We start from the raw sequence: 18561 nt of genomic DNA on the forward strand, positions 1-18561 counted from the left end.
CGATGGAGGGTGCTCCAACACTTTGAACCGGCGCATGATCCTTTCCCAAGGCCGATCCCGCCCTGGGGATCATGCGTCCCTGTGGAGGAGGATCCTATGAACAGACGTGAATTCCTGATGTCATCCGCGGCGTTCGGAGCCATGATGCTGGCCGCGCCATCGGTGTTTGCGCAGGACAAGCTGACCATCCTTGGCTCGGTGCCCAATCTCGGCTTTCCGTTCTTCGTGCACATGCTGAACGAGATCAAGGCGGAAGCGGCCACGCAAGGCGTCAACCTGACCGAGAGCGACGGCCAGAACTCGGCCACCAAGCAGACCGCCGACATCGAGGCGGCCCTGGTGCAGAAGGTCAATGCCATCGTCATCTCGCCGCTCGACGTCAACGCGCTGGCGCCGGCGATCGAGGAAGCGGTCAAGGCCGGCGTGCCCGTGGTGACGATCGATCGCCGGGTCGACAATGTCGAGGGCATCCTGGCCCATGTCGGCGCCGACAACGTCAAGGGCGGCGAGGCGGAGGCCCAGGCCGTGGTGGCGGCTTTCCCCAACGGGGCCAAGCTGTTCCATCTGCAGGGCCAGCCAGGCGCCGGTCCGGCCATCGACCGCAACAAGGGCGTGCACAATGTGCTCGATCCGCTGAAGGACAAGTACCAGATCGTCTTCGAGCAGACCGCCAACTTCGCCCGCGCCGAGGCGCTGTCGGTGACGGAGGCCGGGCTCGCCGCCAATGGCAAGCCGGACGCCATCATCTGCGCCAATGACGACATGGCGCTGGGCGCGATGGAGGCGTGTGCCGCGCGCAACTTCACCGACGTCAAGATCTATGGGTTCGACGCGCTTCCCGAGGCGCTGGTGGCGGTTCGCGACGGCAAGCTCGCCGGCACGGTGGAGCAGTTCCCTGGCCAGCAGTCGCGCACCGCCGTGCAGATCGCCGTCGCCTACGCCAAGGACAAGACAGAGCCGAAGGAGAAGCTGGTGCTTTTGACGCCCATCGTCATCGGCAAGGACAATCTCGACAAGGCGGAGAGGCTGAGCGAGACGAAGTAGGCTGATTGGTGAGGCCGGCGGGACAGCACCGTCAGCAATATCAATCACAGAAGTTGGTGCCGCCCCTCATCCGCCTGCCGGCACCTTCTCCCCGTATAGTGACGGGGAGAAGGGACTTGGCCGCAACGCTGGCGCCCCCCTCTCCCCGTTCTTCACGGGGAGAGGGTAAGGGTGAGGGGCGGCGCCGACGTCTCGTGTCTCGGGGAGCAACCATTGCCCGCAGCTGAAGCCGCATCGCCATCGCCCGTCCTGCTTGCCGTCGAAGGCGTCACCAAGCGTTTTTCCGGCGTCACGGCGCTCAGCGACGTTTCGCTCGACATCCGCGCCGGCGAGATCCTCGGCCTGCTCGGCGAGAACGGCGCGGGGAAATCGACGCTGCTCAAGATCCTGTCGGGGGTCATGCCGCCGTCGAGCGGGCGCATCGTCTTCGACGGTGCCGATTACGCGCCTTCGAGCCCGCAGGATGCCAAGCGGCTTGGCATCGTCACCATTTACCAGGAGCTCAGCCTGATCCCGACGCTGACGGTGGCTGAGAACATCTTCATCGGCCGCGCGCCGACCGGCCCGCTCGGGCTGGTGAGCTGGAAGCGGATGGAGCGCGAGTCCCGCGACATCATCGCCCGCGTCGGCCTGTCCATCGATCCGATGACGCCGGTTTCGGCGCTGTCGGTGGCCGAGCAGCAGCTGGTCGAGATTGCCCGCGCCCTGTCGCTGAAAAGCCGTCTGATCATCATGGACGAGCCAACCTCGGCCCTGACCGAGACCGAGGTGCAGCGCCTCCTGTCGATCATGAACCGGCTGCGCCAGGACGGGGTCGCCATCATGTTCGTCACCCACCGGCTTGAGGAAGCCTCCGCGATCTGCGACCGCATGACGGTGCTGCGCGACGGCCGGCTGGCGGGACATCTCGACCGCGAGAGCGGGCCGATACAATTGCCACGGATCATCGAGAAAATGGTCGGCCGCGCCGCCTCCGAGCTCTACGCTCGGCCGGCGCAGCGCGCGGTGGCCGGCGATGTCGTCCTGTCGGTGCGGTCCTTGCGCACCGTGCGCGACCCCGAGGCGCCGCATGCCATCGTGCTCGACGGCGTCGACATCGATCTCAAGGCCGGCGAAATCCTCGGCGTCGCCGGCCTCGTCGGCTCCGGTCGAACCGAACTGGCGCGCGCTATTTTCGGCGCCGATCGCATCGCGGACGGCACGATCACGCTCGGTGGCAAGCCGATCGCGCCGGCTTCGCCCGCCGACGCCATCGCGCTGGGCATCGGCCTGGTGCCGGAGGACCGCAAGCACCAGGCGATCTTTGCCGCCCTGGGCATCCTGCCGAATTTCTCCGTTGCCTCGCTTGGCCGTTTCAGCAACGGTTTCGGCGTCATGGCGGAGGGCCGCGAGCGCGACGCGCTGTCGGGCTTCAGGAAGATGCTATCGATCCGGATGGCCTCGCCCGAACAGGCGATCGAGGGCTTGTCGGGCGGCAACCAGCAGAAGGTCATCCTGGCGCGCTGGCTGGCGCGCGATCCCAAGGTGCTGATCGTCGACGAGCCGACGCGCGGCGTCGATGTCGGTGCCAAGGCGGAAGTGCACCAGATCCTGGTGCAGCTGGCGGCGCGCGGCATCGCGGTGATGATGATCTCGTCCGAGCTGCCCGAGGTGCTGGCCGTCTCCGACCGGATCGTCACCATGCGGCGCGGCCGCATCACCGGCGAGATGCCCGGCGTCGAGGCAAACGAGGAGAAGCTGATGGAACTGATGGCGCTCGACAGGAAGCCGCAGGATGAGGGCATGGCGCAGTACGAAGGGCAGGCACGATGAGCGTGAGCGAACAGGACCAGCGCGGCGGCATCAATGTCGCGCGGCTGTTGATGAGTTTCGGGCCGCTGCTTTTCCTGGTGGCGCTGATCGTCGTCTTCACCCTGCTGAAGCCAAGCTTCATGGATCCGATCAATCTGTTCAACATCACGCGGCAGATCTCGATCACCGGGCTGATCGCGCTCGGCATGACCTTCGTCATCCTCACCGCCGGCATCGACCTCTCGGTCGGCTCGCTGCTGGCCTTTTGCGGCATGGTCGCCGCCGTCGTCGCCAAGGGGGGCGCTGCCAACACGCTGTCGCTGTCGACCGCGGGCACGCAAGGCTATGGCTGGTTCGCGGCGCTGCTGGCAGCAATGGCGGTGGGCGCCGCCGCCGGGGGCGTGCAGGGCCTTATCATCACAAGGCTGAAGGTACCGCCGTTCGTCGTCACGCTGGGCGGGCTGACGGTCTTCCGCGGCTTGACGCTGACCATCTCCAATGGCGGCCCGATCTCGGGCTTCGATGCTTCGATGCGCTGGTTCGGCACCGGGCTGATCGGCCCCGTGCCGGTCCCGGCGATCATCTTCGCCATTGCTGCCGTGCTCTGCCACATCGTTCTGCGCTACACGCGCTATGGCCGCGCGGTCTATGCGGTGGGCGGCAATGCCGAGGCGGCGCGGCTGTCCGGCCTGCGCGTCGACCGCATCCTGGTCTCCGTCTATATCATCGTCGGCTTCTTCGCCGGGCTCGCCGCCTTCGTGCTCTCGGCGCGGCTCAATTCGTCGGAAGCCGTCGCCGGCATCGGTTACGAACTCACGGTCATCTCGGCAGTCGTCATCGGCGGCACCTCGCTATTCGGCGGCATCGGCTCGGTCGGCGGCACGGTGGTGGGCGCTGCGCTCATCGGCGTGCTGCAGAACGGGCTACAGTTCAACAACGTCTCCTCCTACACGCAAAGCATCGTCATCGGCCTGATCCTCATCCTGGCGGTGGCCTTCGACCGCTGGCTGAAGTCACGGGTGAGGCGATAGGCGCTTGCCCTACGCCGCCTCGCGTGCCCACACCTGGCCGGCGTAACGGCGGAAGAAGCGCGCGACGAGGCGTTGCTGCTTGGCCCTGTGGAGGTCGGTCAGGCGCCGTTCCTGGCGCCAGCGCGGCATGTTGCGCCAGAAGGCGATGAAACGGGCGGCATCCTCGATGGCTTCCTCCTCCGACAGCGCCGGAGCGAGCGCCGCAAGGAGCAGCAGTTCCGACTGCTTCAGCATGTCGATGAGCGCCTTGCGCCTGGCATGGTCCTGCCGGGCGTGCGCGATGCCGCTATGACGGATTGCCGAGAAGGCATCGAGCAAGGCGGGGCTGTCGCCGCTGTATCCGCAGGCGCGGGCGAAATCGACGTCGTCCATCAATGCCCCTGGGCGGCGAAATCGGCACACAAGCCGATTCGTGTTTGAGTTATTGAAAGCATAACTCAAAAATTTGCATAAGAGAAACTTTTGGTGGAGTCCGGAAAGCGCGACTCGACTCTGGAGATGAAAAGCCTGAATATAAGAACAAATCAGGAACGAAAGGCAGGGACGGCGATGGTGTTGCCGGGGAAGGAACCAGTGGTCGCTCAGGTCGCCTCGATCGCGGTCGAGTGCGGCGATTGCGGTCGAAACCGGTGGTGGCGTCCCGACCAGCTGAAGCGGTTCGGGGTGACCGGCAACACGCCGCTGTCGGCCTTGTCGGGCCGCATCGTCTGCTCGGCCTGCCGCGCCGAGGGGCTGCCCGGCGCCACGATCGCGATCCAGGCAGCGTTCATCGACGACCGCCAGCGCCTGCGCAGCGAAGCGCGGATGCTGAACGATCGAGAGGTGTCCGTGGAGGGATCGAGACGAGCTTGAGGGAGGGTGGGGAGTTTAGAACTGGGAGGTCCAGCTGTCAGGATTTTGTTCTGCTTCGCTGTGCCCTTCGGCTTGGGTCGCGGCATGGATCCTAGGGTCTCCGCGACGCCGCTTTGCGGCTGCTCGCCCTAGGATGACGAAGGGTAATTCGCTTCGGCTGATCTGCGAAGTCGCGCATACCATTTGCTGCTTCTCAATGGGTTGCGCGTTATCTGGGTGGCGGTCTCAGGCCGACGGTGGCCTCAGTCTCCGTGACTTCGTCATCCTAGGGCGGAGCAGGAAGCGAAGCGACGCGGCGTAGACCCTGGATCCATGCCGCGACCCCTGAGAGATCCTGCGGCGCAAAACCAGGTACAGGTTGGTGCGCCGGACGGCAAATGCTCAGTACCCCAGCAATTCCTTCAGCGGAATCACCCGCCAGACATGCTTGATCGCGTAGCGGTCGAAGGTCAGCGTCTTGGGCGGATTGTACTGCTCGACCACCAGCTCCGCCGCCGTGCGCTTGACCAGCTTCTTGATGAAGGCCTTGCCGTTTTTCTCGTTTTCTTCCGGAAAGGTCTCGATCACCACATGATCGCCGGGCACGGCATCGCGGCCGCCGCAATAGATCAGGTCGCCGGGCTCGTAGCGCGGCACCATGGAATCCGACAGCACATGCAGCGCGAAGACCTTCGGCAGGTTGCGCACGCCGGGCGGGCGCTGGACGTAGCCCGCCGGCTCGCCGTTGAAGGTGAAGTCGCCGTCATCGCCGCCGACCGCGGCGCCCAGCACCTCGATGTCCTGGGATCCTGCGGGTAGCGGGCCTGAGTCGGTTACGATCTCGGCGTCGGCCACCGGCCCGGCATCGTCGAGGAAGACGACCTGCCCCTGGCCGAGCGCGACCGGGTCGACGCGCAGAAAGGCGGCGGTTTTCAACAGATTCTCGGTCTTGGGGAGATTGCGGCCCGTCTCCCAATTGCCGACGGCCGCGACGTCGGTGTCATTGTGCTCGGCGATATGGCGCATGACCATGCCTCGCTGCTTGCGTGCCTGGCGGATCGCCGCACCGACCCTAATTGACAGTTCCGTTCTCGCCATGGCGACCATCTGAGGGATGAAAGCGGCTCTCGTCTATGAAAGAATGACTTGCATGCGTATTTGAGTTATGCTTATATCGAGAACATGAACAAGCTGTCTACATCCAATAGCGACGACGCGCGGGCCTTGCTGGAGGCCCACAAGGCGGTCCCTGCCGCCACCAATTCCCTTCCGTCCCGGCTGTCATCCTCCCCGGCCGGGGCGAAGCCCGAGGCCCGATGCTCCACAGCATCGGCCTCGGGTCCGGTGCGCCCCTTGGCGGCGACCGGAACGGCCGGAGCCGCCGCTCCCCTCGGCTCCGGCCCCCCTTTGCATCGGGCTTCCTTATGCACGGCCGGCATGCCGCGGCGCTCATGCATTTTCACCCAGGACGGCACCGTGATCCTGCTTGACCGGATGACGGGCAGGGCGGTTTCCGCCCGCGACAGAAGATCCGCCGAGGTGTTGCTGTCCGGCAGCGTTGAACCGCCGGCGCAGCCAGAGCAGCGCCACCCACGCTGACGGGCAGCCAAGCCGGATCGAACAGACAGCACGACAGCCGGCCCCCTTGGGCCGGGTCCCGACGCTTTGCCGACGGCGCGACTTCATGCGCGGCCGAAGGCGGACCCATGGAAGGAGGCCGCAGATGCCAAGCTATACCGACGTCGAATTGCAGGAGATCGCACGCTGGCTGAGGGAGGGGCTTTCCGCCTCGAGGATCGCCGCGAAGTTCAGCGTGTTGCGCGGCGGTCCTGTCTCGCGCAATGCCATCATCGGCATCGTTCACCGCAACGCCATGCTGGGCGAGATCGGCTTTGCCAATGGCCGGGCGACGCCCTCCATCGCCATGCACGCTGCAGGCGACCGGGCGAGGCGGGAGCCGGCCAAGGCTCTAGCGCATGGTCGTGCGGGCAAAGGCAAGGCAGATTTTGCCACGGGCGCCCCGGCGTCCAAACTGAACGGCGCAGAGAAGCGGCAGCCGGTGCAGGCGCGGCAGCCACGGCGCCTGCCGGTCCGCGAGGCGGGCGTGCTGATCGCCGATGGGCTGGTCTATCGCCTGCGGGTGCCGCCGCCGCGCCGCGAGCCCATCGGCCGCCAGCCACATGGCGTGGCTATGCGATTCATCGACTGTCTTTTCGGCCGCTGCCGCGCCCCGCTCTACCTGACGATGGAAGACGAGCGGGAGACGCACGAACCAGGCGGGCGTCCGGGCGCCGACATGCTGTGCTGCGGCATGCGGACACGTTCGCTGAAAAGCTATTGCGCCTACCATCAGGCTCGCTTCCAGCGCCGTGTGTTCGAAGCCAAGCCCGGCTGAGCGCTGTTAGTCCTCGCCCCCAGCGCGAGGGGTGGCAGCAGGGGAAGTCCCCCGTGCATAGGCAAAAGCGCGACGAGCCGAGAGGATCCGACATGAACAAAGCGCGAGACAAGCGAGGCGGAGCGCTATTTCGGCAGATGACGCACCGGATTGGGCATGCGGCCGTGTACCGGCCCTGCTTCGGGCATCGCCGGGCCGCCTTCCGCCAGCAGAATGCCGGTGACGCGGGCGAAGCCGGTGAAGGCTTTCATCGCGTCGGATTCGGAAATCTGTGCCGTGATCGCCGCGCTGCAGGCATTGAGCGCGCTGCGGTAGACGTGGCCGCGCCGCTCGACGGGCCAGCGCTGCAGAAAATCGGCGGCATCGCTGACGCCCTCGATCTCCTCGACCTGTTCGTCCAATTTTACCTTGACAGGCATTCCGATCTTCATCGTACCCATGGCGTTTACCTCCGCTGCCGCCTTGCGGGCAGCTTTCGATCCAACGCTAAACGCACCGTGGCGGCGGGTGGTTGCAGCCTTCCTTCAGCCGGCTTGCCACAGTCAGGGACTGGCGACCGCGTCCAGCCACTCATGGGCGCGGCTTCTCGGCTTGGCGAGCAGGATGTTCTGCTGTCCCGCCGCCTTTTTCAGCGCGTCGAAGGCGATGCGCTGGGTGCAGGTGCCGTCGACTGCAAGCGATACCAGCCGCGCCGCTTCGACATAATCCGGGGCTGTCTTGTCGGGCCATTGATGACCCAGCGCCTTCGCGGCCTCGGCCACCGAGCTGACCAGCATGGTCCGGTTGTCGCAAAAGCGCAGCGTAATCGGCATGAAAGCTGTCATCGGCAGATCTCTCCTTGGCAGGGACGCGTAAAAACGTCGAAATTCGGCGCTGGTTCCATTCAAAACGGTTCCTTCCGGGCGGCGTGCGATGAGTGAGCGGCCGTTCATGCAGCTCTATGTTTCCGATTTCATCGGCGACACGCTGCAACTCTCAACCGAACAGATCGGCGCCTACATGCTGCTGCTGATGGCCATGTGGAACGCCGGCGGGCGGCTGCCCGACGACGATGCCAGGCTGGCGCGCGTGGCACGGTTGTCGCCGAAGAAGTGGCGCGTCATCGGCGGCGACCTCATGACCTTCTTCGATCGCGAGGGCGGCGAGATCTGCCACAAGCGGCTGACCAGGGAACTGCGCAAGGCGAGCGGCAAAAGCGAAGCCAGAGCGGCCGCCGGCGCACGCGGCGGGGCGGCCACGGCTTTGAAAACCAAGGCCCGAGCCGCGGCAAATGCCGGCGCTTTGCCGCGGCATTTTCCAGACTCCATAAACCAGAGTGAAAAAGCTTCCGCTTTTTCCCGGGAAAAGCCCCACGGCCTGTCCGGGGAAAATGTGCGGGGTTCATCGCATCGCGGTCCGAGAAAGCCGTCCGGCTGGCACCGGCCGAAGACCCATACCGACGCCGCCAAAACCATCATCGAGGAGATCGCCAATCATGACCGCAGCCGAATTGCAGCAGGCGACGAAGGCGCTGGCGGCGATGTTCTCATGCTTCCCGCAATCGGCGCTGACTGACGTCGAGATGCAGATGCGCGGCTATCTCGGCGCCGTCCGGGATGCCGAGCTCGGCGATCTGCAGGCGGCCATCCAGCGCTTCGTGCGCGGCGAGGTGAAGAGCGGCAACGCCCAGTTCTGCCCCTCCAGCGCGCAACTCTGCATCGAAGTGCGCGAGCGGCGGGTGATGCGCGAACTCATTGCGCGACGCGCGGCCTCACAAGTCTTGGGTTCCTCGCCCCCACACAGTGGGGGAGAGGTGGCCCGGCGTAGCCGGGACGGAGAGGGGGACACTGTGCGTGATGTCATGGCCGGCTGAGGGCGATCTATCTTTCGTTTCGCCATCTCATCGATCGCGGCGCTGCCCCCGCTCCGTCTCGGGCTTCGCCCGAGCCACCTCTCCCCCGCCCAGCGGGGGCGAGGAACCCAGGTCCTGCAAGGCCACACACTCGATCCCCCCAACCAAGGAGCCACCCATGCCCAGAAAATCCAAAGCCGCCAAATCCCAGGCGCCGAAACTGCCTGAGGAGGAGGCCGAGCAGGTGCGCATCCGCCGCGAGATCGGCCATGATTTCGCGCTCCGGGAAGACGCTCTCGGACGCACGCGGCTGGCCGCGGGCACGCTCGAGGCGCGGCGTGTCTACGAGGTTTCCAATGATGGCTTCACCGCGACGGGGGGCATCGTGCGGGTGCGCAATGTCGACCCGTTGCTCGGCATCACTTCGCTGACGGGTCAGCAGCGCGAGGCGGGGTTGCGCTACCGCCAGCATTTCGAGTGCAGCCAGCAGGCCGGCGTCAAGCCGATGCGCTGGACGGAGCGCGTCGACGGCAGAAGCCATGGCGGCGGTATCGCCGACAGCGTGCTCGACGCCGGCCGCGCCCATGCCGCCGCCACCAGGGCGCTCGGCCACTGGGAGGTCGCCGCCGTGGTGCGACACGTCTGCTGCGCCGCGGAGTCGGTCAAGGCTGTCGCGGAAAAGACCGGCGAGGGCCGCGACGTGGTGACGAAACTGCTGAAGGTCGGGCTGGACCTGCTGGCGGTGCATTACGGCATGATGATGGGGCGGTGAGCAGGGTTTAGCAGCACCGATGGACGCGCAGCATTGCTTTGGCGGCAGCCGTTTTGCCGACCGGCTAACTCCGCCCGACGAGCCGTTGCGGCAAGGCTTGACAGAATCTCGCTTCTCGCGCCATGTGACTTGTCGATTTGGCTAGGGGAAATCAGATGAAAAAGACCTACGAAAAGCCGGTTCTTTCGAAGCGCGAAAAGCTCTCGACCATCGTCGCCGTCCCCGCTTCGGTGACCACGTAATCCAACGATCCGCTTATTAAAGCCCGCTGCCAGCATCAGCTGGTTGTCGGGCATTTGTCATGGCGTTTATGCCGTCGAGCAGGCTGGCGGCGTAGTGTAGACGGCCGGTTTTGCTCGAGCTTCGGCTGGAGCAGGTTGGGCGGCTGCTGCCGGGCTCGGCTCGAAAGCTCCCGCGCTGCTTCGCGCGGAACAATCAAGGCGCTACATGAACAGCAAAAGCCCCGGCACAAGACCGGGGCTCTGCTAGCACTGGAACTCAAAGTCCGCAGAAATGCTTACGGGCAGTTCTGGGCTTCCTGCTGTGTGGTCGCCGCATCGCCCGTGGTTGTTTTGCCATCGGCACCGGTCTTGCACTTGTCGGTGGCGCCCGATTGATCGGTCTGGGTCCCTGCCGCGGTGCCGCCGGCAGAGTTGCCGCTGTTGTTGTCGCCAGCCGTACCGCCGTTCGTCGTGCCCTGGCCGCTATTGCTGTTGCCGCCATCCGTGCCGGAGCTCTGCGCCATGGCGCCGCCGGCGAGGCTAAGGGTCAACATTGCTGCTGCGAGAATTTTCACCATGTCCGTTCTCCATTGTGCCGCTTGATTGCGAACCGATGAAGGAACTTGGAATTTCGGCAGTGGTTCCCAGAAAATTATATAGTTCTGACATGGAACGAGAGGTCACAGACGAAGTTGGCCTCGTTGGTTCGGCTAAAGAGATTGCGATCTCGTCTGGGACTATTTGCTCATTGCTTCGGAATGATTGTCAGACTCTCTCGGCAGGGGCTCGTCCCGGATTTTCTCGGCTCGGCAATCCAATCCGGTCTTTGCGGGAACGTCTGACGGTCAGCGCGGGGCGGTGCAGGGCAGTGTAGATCGGGCCATGAGCGCGATCGTGCGGACCCGGCGCGTCAAGGAGATCCCTAGGAGGCCCGCGCGGCCTCTTCTTCGAGCTTGGCGAGCTTCTCCTTGATCTCCTTGGGATCGGCGTGCTCGAGCCCGACCACGTCGTTCCTGGTCTGGTTGAGCCCGACGATGATCTCGTCAAGCTTGGCGTGAATGGCGGCCGTGTCACGATATCCCTGGATCAGCACGACGCCCGTGATGACGATGGCGGCGACGGAGAGAGCGTAGGTGACGACGTTGGTCATGCCGAACGGCACCAGGGCGGTGCAGACAACCATGGCAAGGACCATCACGTAGAATCCCGGCGGACGGGACAGGAAATCGGCGGCAACGAAAAGCACCTTGTTCATGCCGGCGACTTTCCTCCGAAACGGCGCGCACGTAGGACATCGATCGAGAGGTCTTCGACCGCGCCTTGCAATTGCGGCGAAAATCGATTCCGCCGATGCCAACATATTCATAAAAGCGCGCTGCTCTATAGGAACCGTGGCGCCCCTGCCGAAGTTTGCACAGGAAAGACGCTCACATGCTGTCTCGGTAAGGAGGACGCAATGCCACCCTTTCAGATCGACGAAATGAATGGTGACGGTCTATCGGCGTCGCACGTCGCTAGCGGCGACACCGCTCTTGAAGCGCTGCAGAAGATCACCGGCAAGGCGATATCGACCCGGGCCTTGCAGCCTCACTGGTTCAGGGTGGTGGACGAAAGGGAAGGTAGCGTTTTCGAATATAGCGTCTGCGAGAACCTTATTTCTCGTCGATAGGTTTTCGCGCTGTCTTTCGGCCCATGGCGGAGTGGCGACAAGCCTGCCGTCACCGAGGCGGCGGTTGTGCGGGGCGAGGCTCGTCTTCTTCGGCGTTTAAAAGTCCAAAATCCGAGGAGCGCGTGCCGGTCTTGGCTCGAAGAAAGCCTTCCGCAGCCAGGCCGCGGCGCAGAAGTTCCCGCACAGCGGCGGCTCTGCTCGGCATGCGTTTGTCGAAGCGCCATGTGTCCAGGGCGGCGAATTCGTCCTCGTTCAGCATGACCTGGAGCCGTTCGGGACGCTCAATATTGTCTGTCATCGCGAGGCTCCTTGTTGGGCAAAGGCCGTGAGCGGAATGAGTAGGACACCTACGCTGCTCACAATTGGTCACTGGCCCGTTTTGTTCCGATGCCGTCAAAAACATTTGTTGCGGTAGCTACTAACAGTGTATCGCTTTATCCATTGGCTAAAACTACTAACTGATTGATATTGCTAAATAATTTTAAGAACGGTCTTGCTTTAACCGAAGCTGCGGTGCATGCTGGACTTGAGGGCAAAACCCGGTCCAAGGACAGGAGTTGAGCATGAACCACTACCCGATCGAACTGCGGGACGATTTGAATCACACGCTCGTGAAGGCAATCCATGATTTCGGGATCATCAATGTGCCAGTCCTGGCGGCGCAGGTGGCAGCGCGTCACCGCGACCTGTGTGCAAGCGACGCCGAGCGCCTGATCCTGGGCTTCGCGGAGCTTTACAACGCACCCCTCGAGTTCGACCGAACCGGTTGCGACTGGCACTCGAGGCCGCCGGTCGGTGGAGGCAATAAGGGACTGCTCCTGGAGATCGTCCAGAATGAGTTCAGCCGGGCGGCGTGATTATCAATTGTACGTTTCCGACATTTCTCTGCCCGGCGACCGACAAGAGTTTGCCCGCTGCCGCTAACCGCGAATGAACCCCTGCAATGTCCCTGGCGGGGAGGGGTCAAGTCCCCTTGATCGGTTATCGGACCACGGAATTGAGTGCGCCGAAGAGCCTGGAATAGTCCGCTTCCGGAACACCGTAACCGCCGCTGGCAAGGGCAACCAGACCGGGGCGGTTCAGGATGACGACCTCTCCCCTTAGTGACCGGATCAGGGCAAGACCTTCCAACTCCTGCAGGGCGACGGTTACACCAGGGCGCCTTACGCCCAGCATGGTGGCAAGGAATTCATGGGTGATCGAAAACCGAATTCCCACAACGCGGTCGTCGCACATCAGCAACCATCGCGCCAGCCGGTCCGTCAATTTCAGCCGCGCGTTGACCAGCGCCGTAAATCCGGTCTGGACTTGCAGGTAATTGACGAAGCGCAGCAGGAACAGGCGCAAGGTCGGGCTGGCCGCCAGAGCGGCGTTGAAGCTGGCCGCGTCGATGCGCATGGCCTCGCCCTCGAGTTGGACGTAGCAGGCCAGCGGCGAGCGGTCGTCGGCCATCACCAGCGAATATCCAGCCATGCCTTCACAGCCGATAAAACCGATTTCCGCCTCCTGTCCGGCGGGCGTGCGCGCCACCACCGAGGCTATGCCGTGCTCGATGAAATAGACGGCTTCGATCGGGACATCGGGTGTGACGAGCGGCATTCTCAGCGGCAATGCCACCCGTAGGAAACTAGGCTTAAGCAGCGCGAGATCCGCAGCGCTCATCCTGCGCAACAGCTCGTTTCGGAAGCCGGAAATGGAGGATAGCGGATAGGCCGGCGCCGGGGCGGTGACAGTCGATGTGGCGGTTTGATCGATCAAGTATCTGACTCCCGCAGGGGGCGGGAGCACGATTGACACTCTCAAGCGCCAGTGCCCGTGAGATGGCTGGCGACAGACGCATCATACGCCTGCAGCAATGCAATAGCCAGTCCGCGCTGCCCGAAAGCGTGCCAATCGACGCTTTCGGTCGGTTCGATGCCGCTAACGCGATTGATTCAGGCCCCGGATGGCGGTAGATGCCGCGCTTGATGGCGATTTGGCCGCTGATGCTGCCTTCGCACAACCAAACCTGCCTTGATGTTTATCGGAGGAGATTAGACGCTCGGGCCAACACCGATGGGAATATCTATTGCCGAAAGACAGATTTGAATGCCTGCAGGATCCGTCCGGCCGTTGGATGGTTTGGGATCATACGACAGGCGAAGCGGCAAGGCTGGGCGGCATCGAGTTGCGAAACCAGGACAAGCACCGCAGCGAAATCGCCCGCGATATCCTCAGACGGATCTTCAAGACCGGGCTGCACGCAAAGGCCGCCAAGCGCGGCTGTTGAACGGGCGCGGGGGGCTTTGAATGCCGCCCGCGCTTCGAGCCTGATCGATTGCTTTACGAGAGCTTCACCTTGGGCTCGCGTGCCCACAGGCGCAGGTTGCCAAGGCTGGTGATGAAGCCCGAGACATCCTTGGCCGAGGCGAGCGGGATCACCGCCTCATCCTCCACGACGCCGGCCTTTGCCAGCAGAGGCGACGCCGCGTCGACGAAGCCGATGAATTTGCAGTGCGCGAAGGCATCCGCAACAAAGTCGCGGGCTGTCGATTCCTTCAGCAGGTCCGCCATGGCAGGCTCGGCCGGCAGAAGCGCTACGGCGTCGTAGAGCACGGACGGCCCGCCTGCTATCATCTGCTGCGCATCGATCCAGCTGCCGTCGCTGGCCTTGGCGCCGCCGACCTTCGGCGCGATGATCTCGAACTTGGCGCCGGCTTTCGTCAGTCCCTGCTTCAGCGCCTCGAGCAGCACCGCATCCGTTCCATCGGTGACGAGGATGCCGAGCTTGCGGCCCTCGAAGCGGCCCGGCCCGTTCTTGATGATGCTGAGCGCCTCAGATACCGGCAGGTCGGTGCGGGTGGGCATGGCGGCCTGGGCGGGTTTCGGCATGGCCTGCAATCCGAGGCTGTCCGCAACCTTGGCGGCCAGACCGTCATCTATGTTGAGCAGATGGGACACGACGCGCTCGCGGATCGCCGGCGTCTGCACCTTGCTGAGCTCGAAGGTCAGCGCGGCGGCGATGTGGTCCTGCTCCACCGGCAGCTGGCTGATGTAGAACTGGCGCGCCTGGCTGTAATGGTCGGCGAAGGTTTCCGACCGCAGCCGAGCCTTCGGTCCAGCCTCGACCTCGGCGAAGGAGCGGAACCCCCTGGCCGGCGATTCCCGCGGACCTTCGCCCCATGAGTTCGGCTGGTAGTTGGCGCGTCCGGTCGGGTTGCGCATCGCCATGTGCCCGTCCTGCTGGAAATTGTGGAAAGGGCATTTCGGCGCGTTGATCGGAAGATGGGTGAAATTGGTGCTGCCCAGCCTTTTGATTTGCGTGTCGAGGTAGGAAAAATTTCGGCCCTGCAGCAGCGGATCGTTGGAGAAGTCTATGCCGGGGGGCACGTTCTGCGTCATGAACGCGACCTGCTCGGTCTCGGCGAAGAAATTGTCGGGCATGCGATCGAGCACCAGGCGGCCGACCGCGATCGGCGGCAACACCTCCTCGGGGATGATCTTCGTGGGGTCGAGAATATCGAAATCGAAACTGTCGGCGAAGTCCTGGTCGAACAACTGCAGCTGCAGTTCCCATTCGGGGAAATTGCCGGCCTGGATGTTGTCCCAGAGGTCGCGGCGGTGGAAGTCGGGATCGGCGCCGTTGATCTTGACGGCTTCGTTCCAGGCAACGGATTGCAGGCCGAGCTTTGGCTTCCAGAGGAACTTGACGAAGGTCGATTCATCCTTGGCGTTGAGCAGCCGGAACGTGTGGACGCCAAAACCTTCCATGAAGCGCAGGGAGCGCGGGATCGCCCTGTCGGACATGACCCACATGATCATGTGCATGCTCTCCGGGGTCAGCGAGATGAAGTCCCAGAAATTGTCGTGCGCCGTCTGCGCCTGCGGGAAGTCGCTGTTGGGCTCGGCCTTAGCCGCGTGGATCAGGTCCGGGAATTTGATGGCGTCCTGGATGAAGAAGACCGGTATGTTGTTGCCGACGAGGTCCCAGTTGCCTTCCTGCGTGTAGAGCTTGACGGCGAAGCCGCGCACGTCGCGCGCCAGGTCGGCGGAACCCTTGTTGCCGGCGACCGTGGAGAACCGCACGAAAGCCGGCGTCTTTTCGCCGGCGCGCTGGAAGATGTCGGCGCGCGTATATTTGGCCAGCGATTCATAGGTTTCGAAATAGCCGTGAGCGCCATAGCCGCGCGCATGGACGACGCGTTCGGGAATTCGCTCGTGGTCGAAATGGAAGATCTTTTCGCGGAAGTGGAAATCCTCGAGGGTCGTCGGGCCGCGCGCGCCGATTTTGAGGGAGTTCTGGTCGTCGGCAACCGGCCCGCCCTGCGCGGTCGTCAAGACCGGTGTCGAGCCGGAGGCGGTCTGGTGCAATTCGCCGCCCTGGCCGCGCTCGAGTTTCTGATCGTGGATTGTCGCGGCGTTGTCAGCCGGTTTCGATGCTTGCCTTGCCATGTCGGGACCCTTCAGGATTGAGCGCGTGCCGCGCTGATACTTCAATGCTTGCGGTTGCGAAGCGTTCCGGGCCCGCACCGCGCCAAACAAAAGGCCGCCCGCTTGGGCGGACGGCCTTTGTCGGCTTCTCAGATCGAGACGCGATCAGAGATTCTTGTTGATCTTCGCCGCGGTCTTGTTGGTGGCATCCTTCACAGCGGACTTGGCGTCGCCGACCGCCTCCTGGACCTTGCCCTTGGCATCCTGCGCAGCGCCTTCGGCGCGCAGGCGATCATTGCCGACGACCTTGCCGACGCCTTCCTTGGTCTTGCCGACTGCCTGATTGGCGAGACCCGATGCCTTGTCGCTGGTGCTTCCCATGGAACTGTTCCTTTTCACGAATTGATTGGCTGTGCGAAAACCAACGTCGGGCGGCCCCGAAGGTTCCTTACGAGCCGTTCCGAACCAAGCAGAAAGCGGGATGCAAAAGGCCCGCCACCGACGCGAATCGTGACGGGCCCTCTGGAGTCGGCCGGGCGTCCCACCGCCCGGCTGGTTACAAAACTTCGCCGCAGGATGATCGTTCCGCGCGACGGCCGAGGCTTGCCTCCGGCAGTCGTGGCTGGCTGACACAAAAATCCCCGCCGGCCGAAGCCTGACGGGGTATTTGAATGGAGGAGGTGGATCGAATGGGAGAACGATCCGGCCTGATAACGCGGCTTTGTACTAAAGGTTCCAAGGCCGCTGTGTGAGCGGCGATCAGTTCCTGTCGGCCGGTTTGGATCGCATGCGCGACACCGTCTCGCGCTCGGCACGCTTCGACCTGAGCGGTGGCAGCCCGCGATCGATCAGGTCCATATCTTCCAGCACCATGTCGCCCATGCGCTTGAAGGCGATGTCGAGCGCGCCGGCGCGGTGGGCCGAGCGCAGGAAGCCGGGCAGGGTGCGCACGGGGTGGTCAAGCGCCAGCGGCTCCTCGGGGAAGACATCGCTTGCGGCGACAATGTGGCCGCTCTTCACCGCTGCCATCAGTGCCGGGAAATCGACGATTCCGGCACGGCTGAGCAGGATGAAGGCGGCGCCCTCGCGCATGCTTGCGAAGGCCTCCGCGCCGAGAAAGCCCTGGTTCTCGGATGTCACCGAGGCGACGACGAAGACGAAGTCGCTTTGCGTCAAAACCTGGTCCAGTGAAGCCGGCTCCACGCCATTGTCGATGAGGATCGAGGGCGGCAGCCAGGGATCGAAGACGCGGGTGCGGGTGCGGAAGCCTGCCAGCAGCCGGTTCAGCGCCCGGCCGAGATCACCGAAGCCGATAATGCCGACATCGGCGCCTGAGAGCAGCCGCGCCGTCTGGTTGCCGTCGCCGCCCCAGAGCTCCTTGCCCTGGCGAAAGGCAAGGTCGGCGTCGACGATATTGCGGGCGAGGTTGAGCGCCATGGCAAGGCCAAGCTCGGCGACCGGCTCGGCGAACACCAGCCCGGTGGTGACGACATGGATGCCGCGCGCGAACAGCGTCTCGTAGGGCATGTTGTTGAGCAGATTGGTCTCGACATTGAAGACGCAGCGCAGCGCTTTCATCTCGGCCAGCGTCTCCGGCGTGATCGGCGGCTGGCCGATGATGTAGCGCGCCTGCGCCAGCACATCGGCGGGAAGGCCGGCCAGGCCCTCCGGCGTCGTCTCGACGATGCGGTATCGCTTCCGCAGGCGGGCGAGCTGCTCCGGGGTGAAGATCAGGTCGAGCGTGCGCGGTTCCGGCGCGCTGATGACCAGCGGCAATTCGCTCTCAGGCATTGTCTAATCCTCCCGGCGCGATCCGTCCGCGTGCCCTGGTTTCTACATGCCGTTCTCCCCTCCCGGCAAGCACCGAAAATGCCCGTTAGGATCATGCAGGGATAGGCCCGGCCCGGTTGACAGAGGGCAGCGAAGCGGATCATTTGCCTCCGTCTGAACGAGGAGCACCATCGGTGAAGAAGTACGTCAAGCCGACGCTGGAAAAGCGTGAGAAACTCTCTGCTGTCACGGCCGAGCCGGTCGGATCGAATATACCGCCACCGCCTTGAGCGGCCGGGATTGGTCTGCCCGCCCGAACATCATGGTTCGGGTCGGTAACTGCAAGGCGCGATCGGTCGATCGCGCCTTTTGCTTTTCGGTTCCCCGGAACCGGCAAAGTGTCGAGGCCAGGCATCCGCGGTGCCGCGAAATTGACAGGATAGTCGCCCTGCGTCATGCTTGAGGCCAGTCGCCGGGCCGCGCAAGCGGCCGTGTTGTGTCATGGCGACCGAGGGCAGCGTCATGTTCAGTCCCGTCATAGGCCAAAAGGCCAAGCGCGCCGCGGTGCGCAAAGCACTCGACCAGCATAAGGTGTACGTCACCGCGCAGAGCTTTTCGGCCGGCCAGTATAGCGCGCGAGTGTTGGTCGACGGCGAGGCCTACTGGGTCGATGAATTCCGGCTGTCGCAGCTGCGGCAGGGGCTGTCGCCGGCCGAGCTGGAGCTGACGCCTGCGACCGACGATTGAGAGTGGCCGCCGTTTCTTCGCACTGCTGCGGGAAATTCGAAATGCTGGC

24 protein-coding genes are annotated in these 18561 nt (G+C 64.0%); 12 read left to right on the plus strand and 12 right to left on the minus strand.

Annotation, left to right across the window (positions count from 1 at the left end; translation table 11 throughout):
- Nucleotides 1-96: 96 nt before the first annotated feature.
- The 3 genes from LB513_RS11690 (at nucleotide 97) to LB513_RS11700 (ending at nucleotide 3866) form a co-directional block, all read left to right on the plus strand.
- Nucleotides 97-1044 carry a substrate-binding domain-containing protein gene (locus tag LB513_RS11690; RefSeq protein ID WP_224663649.1) on the plus strand — a complete coding sequence of 316 codons (948 nt, stop codon included), beginning with the start codon at nucleotides 97-99 and terminating at the stop codon, nucleotides 1042-1044.
- A gap of 213 nt (nucleotides 1045-1257) precedes the next feature.
- Entirely contained in the window at nucleotides 1258-2856 is a 1599-nt protein-coding gene (locus tag LB513_RS11695; protein ID WP_224663650.1) for a sugar ABC transporter ATP-binding protein, read from the plus strand.
- The gene (locus LB513_RS11700) at nucleotides 2853-3866 is read left to right on the plus strand and encodes an ABC transporter permease (protein WP_224663651.1); all 1014 of its coding nucleotides are present in this window, start codon (nucleotides 2853-2855) and stop codon (nucleotides 3864-3866) included. The genes LB513_RS11695 and LB513_RS11700 overlap by 4 nt, the downstream gene beginning before the upstream one ends.
- A 9-nt stretch (nucleotides 3867-3875) precedes the next feature.
- On the opposite strand, the gene LB513_RS11705 is transcribed toward LB513_RS11700, so the two are convergent.
- A complete protein-coding gene (locus LB513_RS11705; protein ID WP_224663652.1) occupies nucleotides 3876-4238 on the minus strand; it encodes a hypothetical protein in 363 nt (120 codons plus the stop codon).
- A gap of 93 nt (nucleotides 4239-4331) precedes the next feature.
- Between LB513_RS11705 and LB513_RS11710 the strand changes: the two genes are divergently transcribed.
- Nucleotides 4332-4718, plus strand: a complete 387-nt coding sequence (locus tag LB513_RS11710) for a hypothetical protein (RefSeq protein ID WP_224663653.1) — start codon at nucleotides 4332-4334, stop codon at nucleotides 4716-4718.
- Nucleotides 4719-5099: 381 nt separating this feature from the next.
- On the opposite strand, the gene LB513_RS11715 is transcribed toward LB513_RS11710, so the two are convergent.
- Nucleotides 5100-5804: an XRE family transcriptional regulator gene (locus tag LB513_RS11715; protein WP_224663654.1), complete on the minus strand. Its 705-nt coding sequence runs from the start codon at nucleotides 5802-5804 to the stop codon at nucleotides 5100-5102.
- A 616-nt stretch (nucleotides 5805-6420) separates the two neighbouring features.
- On the opposite strand from LB513_RS11715, the gene LB513_RS11720 reads away from it, so the two are divergent.
- The gene (locus LB513_RS11720) at nucleotides 6421-7092 is read left to right on the plus strand and encodes a GcrA family cell cycle regulator (RefSeq protein ID WP_224663655.1); all 672 of its coding nucleotides are present in this window, start codon (nucleotides 6421-6423) and stop codon (nucleotides 7090-7092) included.
- Between the two features lie 125 nt (nucleotides 7093-7217).
- Here the strand turns inward: LB513_RS11720 and LB513_RS11725 are convergent, their stop codons facing one another.
- Together LB513_RS11725 and LB513_RS11730 are read right to left on the minus strand one after the other, a co-directional pair.
- Nucleotides 7218-7532 (minus strand): DUF982 domain-containing protein, encoded by a 315-nt coding sequence (locus LB513_RS11725; protein WP_224663656.1) that lies wholly within the window; start codon nucleotides 7530-7532, stop codon nucleotides 7218-7220.
- A 102-nt stretch (nucleotides 7533-7634) separates the two neighbouring features.
- Nucleotides 7635-7916 (minus strand): DUF982 domain-containing protein, encoded by a 282-nt coding sequence (locus tag LB513_RS11730; RefSeq protein WP_224663657.1) that lies wholly within the window; start codon nucleotides 7914-7916, stop codon nucleotides 7635-7637.
- A gap of 88 nt (nucleotides 7917-8004) precedes the next feature.
- On the opposite strand from LB513_RS11730, the gene LB513_RS11735 reads away from it, so the two are divergent.
- From LB513_RS11735 to LB513_RS11745, 3 genes are all read left to right on the plus strand, one after another.
- Complete coding sequence (locus LB513_RS11735; protein ID WP_224663658.1) at nucleotides 8005-8646, plus strand: YdaU family protein; 642 nt, start codon at nucleotides 8005-8007, stop codon at nucleotides 8644-8646.
- The gene (locus LB513_RS11740) at nucleotides 8567-8944 is read left to right on the plus strand and encodes a hypothetical protein (protein ID WP_224663659.1); all 378 of its coding nucleotides are present in this window, start codon (nucleotides 8567-8569) and stop codon (nucleotides 8942-8944) included. Before LB513_RS11735 ends, LB513_RS11740 begins: the two co-directional genes overlap by 80 nt.
- Nucleotides 8945-9101: 157 nt before the next feature.
- Nucleotides 9102-9695 carry a DUF6456 domain-containing protein gene (locus LB513_RS11745; protein ID WP_224663660.1) on the plus strand — a complete coding sequence of 198 codons (594 nt, stop codon included), beginning with the start codon at nucleotides 9102-9104 and terminating at the stop codon, nucleotides 9693-9695.
- Nucleotides 9696-10212: 517 nt separating this feature from the next.
- Here the strand turns inward: LB513_RS11745 and LB513_RS11750 are convergent.
- The gene (locus LB513_RS11750; RefSeq protein ID WP_224663661.1) at nucleotides 10213-10494 is read right to left on the minus strand and encodes a hypothetical protein; all 282 of its coding nucleotides are present in this window, start codon (nucleotides 10492-10494) and stop codon (nucleotides 10213-10215) included.
- Between the two features lie 344 nt (nucleotides 10495-10838).
- Nucleotides 10839-11171 carry a low affinity iron permease family protein gene (locus LB513_RS11755; protein ID WP_224663662.1) on the minus strand — a complete coding sequence of 111 codons (333 nt, stop codon included), beginning with the start codon at nucleotides 11169-11171 and terminating at the stop codon, nucleotides 10839-10841.
- Nucleotides 11172-11372: 201 nt separating this feature from the next.
- Here LB513_RS11755 and LB513_RS11760 point away from each other — a divergent pair, with 201 nt between their 5' ends.
- The gene (locus tag LB513_RS11760) at nucleotides 11373-11585 is read left to right on the plus strand and encodes a hypothetical protein (protein WP_224663663.1); all 213 of its coding nucleotides are present in this window, start codon (nucleotides 11373-11375) and stop codon (nucleotides 11583-11585) included.
- A 49-nt stretch (nucleotides 11586-11634) separates the two neighbouring features.
- Here the strand turns inward: LB513_RS11760 and LB513_RS11765 are convergent, their stop codons facing one another.
- Nucleotides 11635-11883 (minus strand): hypothetical protein, encoded by a 249-nt coding sequence (locus tag LB513_RS11765; RefSeq protein ID WP_224663664.1) that lies wholly within the window; start codon nucleotides 11881-11883, stop codon nucleotides 11635-11637.
- 265 nt (nucleotides 11884-12148) lie between these two features.
- Here LB513_RS11765 and LB513_RS11770 point away from each other — a divergent pair, with 265 nt between their 5' ends.
- Nucleotides 12149-12442, plus strand: coding sequence for a hypothetical protein (locus tag LB513_RS11770; RefSeq protein ID WP_224663665.1), 294 nt, complete (start codon nucleotides 12149-12151; stop codon nucleotides 12440-12442).
- Between the two features lie 124 nt (nucleotides 12443-12566).
- Here LB513_RS11770 and LB513_RS11775 read toward each other — a convergent pair whose 3' ends face one another.
- Nucleotides 12567-13247 (minus strand): Crp/Fnr family transcriptional regulator, encoded by a 681-nt coding sequence (locus tag LB513_RS11775; protein WP_224663686.1) that lies wholly within the window; start codon nucleotides 13245-13247, stop codon nucleotides 12567-12569.
- A 406-nt stretch (nucleotides 13248-13653) separates the two neighbouring features.
- On the opposite strand from LB513_RS11775, the gene LB513_RS11780 reads away from it, so the two are divergent.
- Entirely contained in the window at nucleotides 13654-13854 is a 201-nt protein-coding gene (locus tag LB513_RS11780) for a hypothetical protein (protein ID WP_224663666.1), read from the plus strand.
- 53 nt (nucleotides 13855-13907) lie between these two features.
- On the opposite strand, the gene LB513_RS11785 is transcribed toward LB513_RS11780, so the two are convergent.
- The 4 genes from LB513_RS11785 to LB513_RS11800 all read right to left on the minus strand — a co-directional run bounded on the left by LB513_RS11785 (nucleotide 13908) and on the right by LB513_RS11800 (nucleotide 18222).
- The gene (locus LB513_RS11785) at nucleotides 13908-16016 is read right to left on the minus strand and encodes a catalase (protein WP_224663667.1); all 2109 of its coding nucleotides are present in this window, start codon (nucleotides 16014-16016) and stop codon (nucleotides 13908-13910) included.
- A gap of 144 nt (nucleotides 16017-16160) precedes the next feature.
- Nucleotides 16161-16376, minus strand: a complete 216-nt coding sequence (locus LB513_RS11790; RefSeq protein ID WP_224663668.1) for a CsbD family protein — start codon at nucleotides 16374-16376, stop codon at nucleotides 16161-16163.
- Nucleotides 16377-16754: 378 nt separating this feature from the next.
- A complete protein-coding gene (locus LB513_RS11795; RefSeq protein WP_224663669.1) occupies nucleotides 16755-17786 on the minus strand; it encodes a hydroxyacid dehydrogenase in 1032 nt (343 codons plus the stop codon).
- 139 nt (nucleotides 17787-17925) lie between these two features.
- A complete protein-coding gene (locus LB513_RS11800; RefSeq protein WP_224663670.1) occupies nucleotides 17926-18222 on the minus strand; it encodes a hypothetical protein in 297 nt (98 codons plus the stop codon).
- Between the two features lie 65 nt (nucleotides 18223-18287).
- Between LB513_RS11800 and LB513_RS11805 the strand changes: the two genes are divergently transcribed.
- Nucleotides 18288-18512, plus strand: coding sequence for a hypothetical protein (locus LB513_RS11805; RefSeq protein ID WP_224663671.1), 225 nt, complete (start codon nucleotides 18288-18290; stop codon nucleotides 18510-18512).
- The last annotated feature ends 49 nt before the right edge of the window (nucleotides 18513-18561 follow it).

This window comes from Mesorhizobium sp. ES1-1, from assembly GCF_020164785.1.
Taxonomy (GTDB): Bacteria; Pseudomonadota; Alphaproteobacteria; order Rhizobiales; family Rhizobiaceae; genus Mesorhizobium.

Bases quoted from the DNA above. Each gene is read 5' to 3' on its own strand.
- LB513_RS11705 (WP_224663652.1), bottom strand. From the start codon at position 4,238: ATGGACGACGTCGATTTCGCCCGCGCCTGCGGATACAGCGGCGACAGC.
- LB513_RS11765 (WP_224663664.1), bottom strand. From the start codon at position 11,883: ATGACAGACAATATTGAGCGTCCCGAACGGCTCCAGGTCATGCTGAAC.
- LB513_RS11795 (WP_224663669.1), bottom strand. From the start codon at position 17,786: ATGCCTGAGAGCGAATTGCCGCTGGTCATCAGCGCGCCGGAACCGCGC.
- LB513_RS11720 (WP_224663655.1), top strand. From the start codon at position 6,421: ATGCCAAGCTATACCGACGTCGAATTGCAGGAGATCGCACGCTGGCTG.
- LB513_RS11700 (WP_224663651.1), top strand. From the start codon at position 2,853: ATGAGCGTGAGCGAACAGGACCAGCGCGGCGGCATCAATGTCGCGCGG.
- LB513_RS11740 (WP_224663659.1), top strand. From the start codon at position 8,567: ATGACCGCAGCCGAATTGCAGCAGGCGACGAAGGCGCTGGCGGCGATG.
- LB513_RS11800 (WP_224663670.1), bottom strand. From the start codon at position 18,222: ATGACGCAGGGCGACTATCCTGTCAATTTCGCGGCACCGCGGATGCCT.
- LB513_RS11755 (WP_224663662.1), bottom strand. From the start codon at position 11,171: ATGAACAAGGTGCTTTTCGTTGCCGCCGATTTCCTGTCCCGTCCGCCG.
- LB513_RS11750 (WP_224663661.1), bottom strand. From the start codon at position 10,494: ATGGTGAAAATTCTCGCAGCAGCAATGTTGACCCTTAGCCTCGCCGGC.
- LB513_RS11715 (WP_224663654.1), bottom strand. From the start codon at position 5,804: ATGGTCGCCATGGCGAGAACGGAACTGTCAATTAGGGTCGGTGCGGCG.
- LB513_RS11770 (WP_224663665.1), top strand. From the start codon at position 12,149: ATGAACCACTACCCGATCGAACTGCGGGACGATTTGAATCACACGCTC.
- LB513_RS11790 (WP_224663668.1), bottom strand. From the start codon at position 16,376: ATGGGAAGCACCAGCGACAAGGCATCGGGTCTCGCCAATCAGGCAGTC.
- LB513_RS11745 (WP_224663660.1), top strand. From the start codon at position 9,102: ATGCCCAGAAAATCCAAAGCCGCCAAATCCCAGGCGCCGAAACTGCCT.
- LB513_RS11775 (WP_224663686.1), bottom strand. From the start codon at position 13,247: ATGAGCGCTGCGGATCTCGCGCTGCTTAAGCCTAGTTTCCTACGGGTG.
- LB513_RS11730 (WP_224663657.1), bottom strand. From the start codon at position 7,916: ATGACAGCTTTCATGCCGATTACGCTGCGCTTTTGCGACAACCGGACC.
- LB513_RS11690 (WP_224663649.1), top strand. From the start codon at position 97: ATGAACAGACGTGAATTCCTGATGTCATCCGCGGCGTTCGGAGCCATG.
- LB513_RS11805 (WP_224663671.1), top strand. From the start codon at position 18,288: ATGTTCAGTCCCGTCATAGGCCAAAAGGCCAAGCGCGCCGCGGTGCGC.
- LB513_RS11735 (WP_224663658.1), top strand. From the start codon at position 8,005: ATGAGTGAGCGGCCGTTCATGCAGCTCTATGTTTCCGATTTCATCGGC.
- LB513_RS11785 (WP_224663667.1), bottom strand. From the start codon at position 16,016: ATGGCAAGGCAAGCATCGAAACCGGCTGACAACGCCGCGACAATCCAC.
- LB513_RS11760 (WP_224663663.1), top strand. From the start codon at position 11,373: ATGCCACCCTTTCAGATCGACGAAATGAATGGTGACGGTCTATCGGCG.
- LB513_RS11725 (WP_224663656.1), bottom strand. From the start codon at position 7,532: ATGGGTACGATGAAGATCGGAATGCCTGTCAAGGTAAAATTGGACGAA.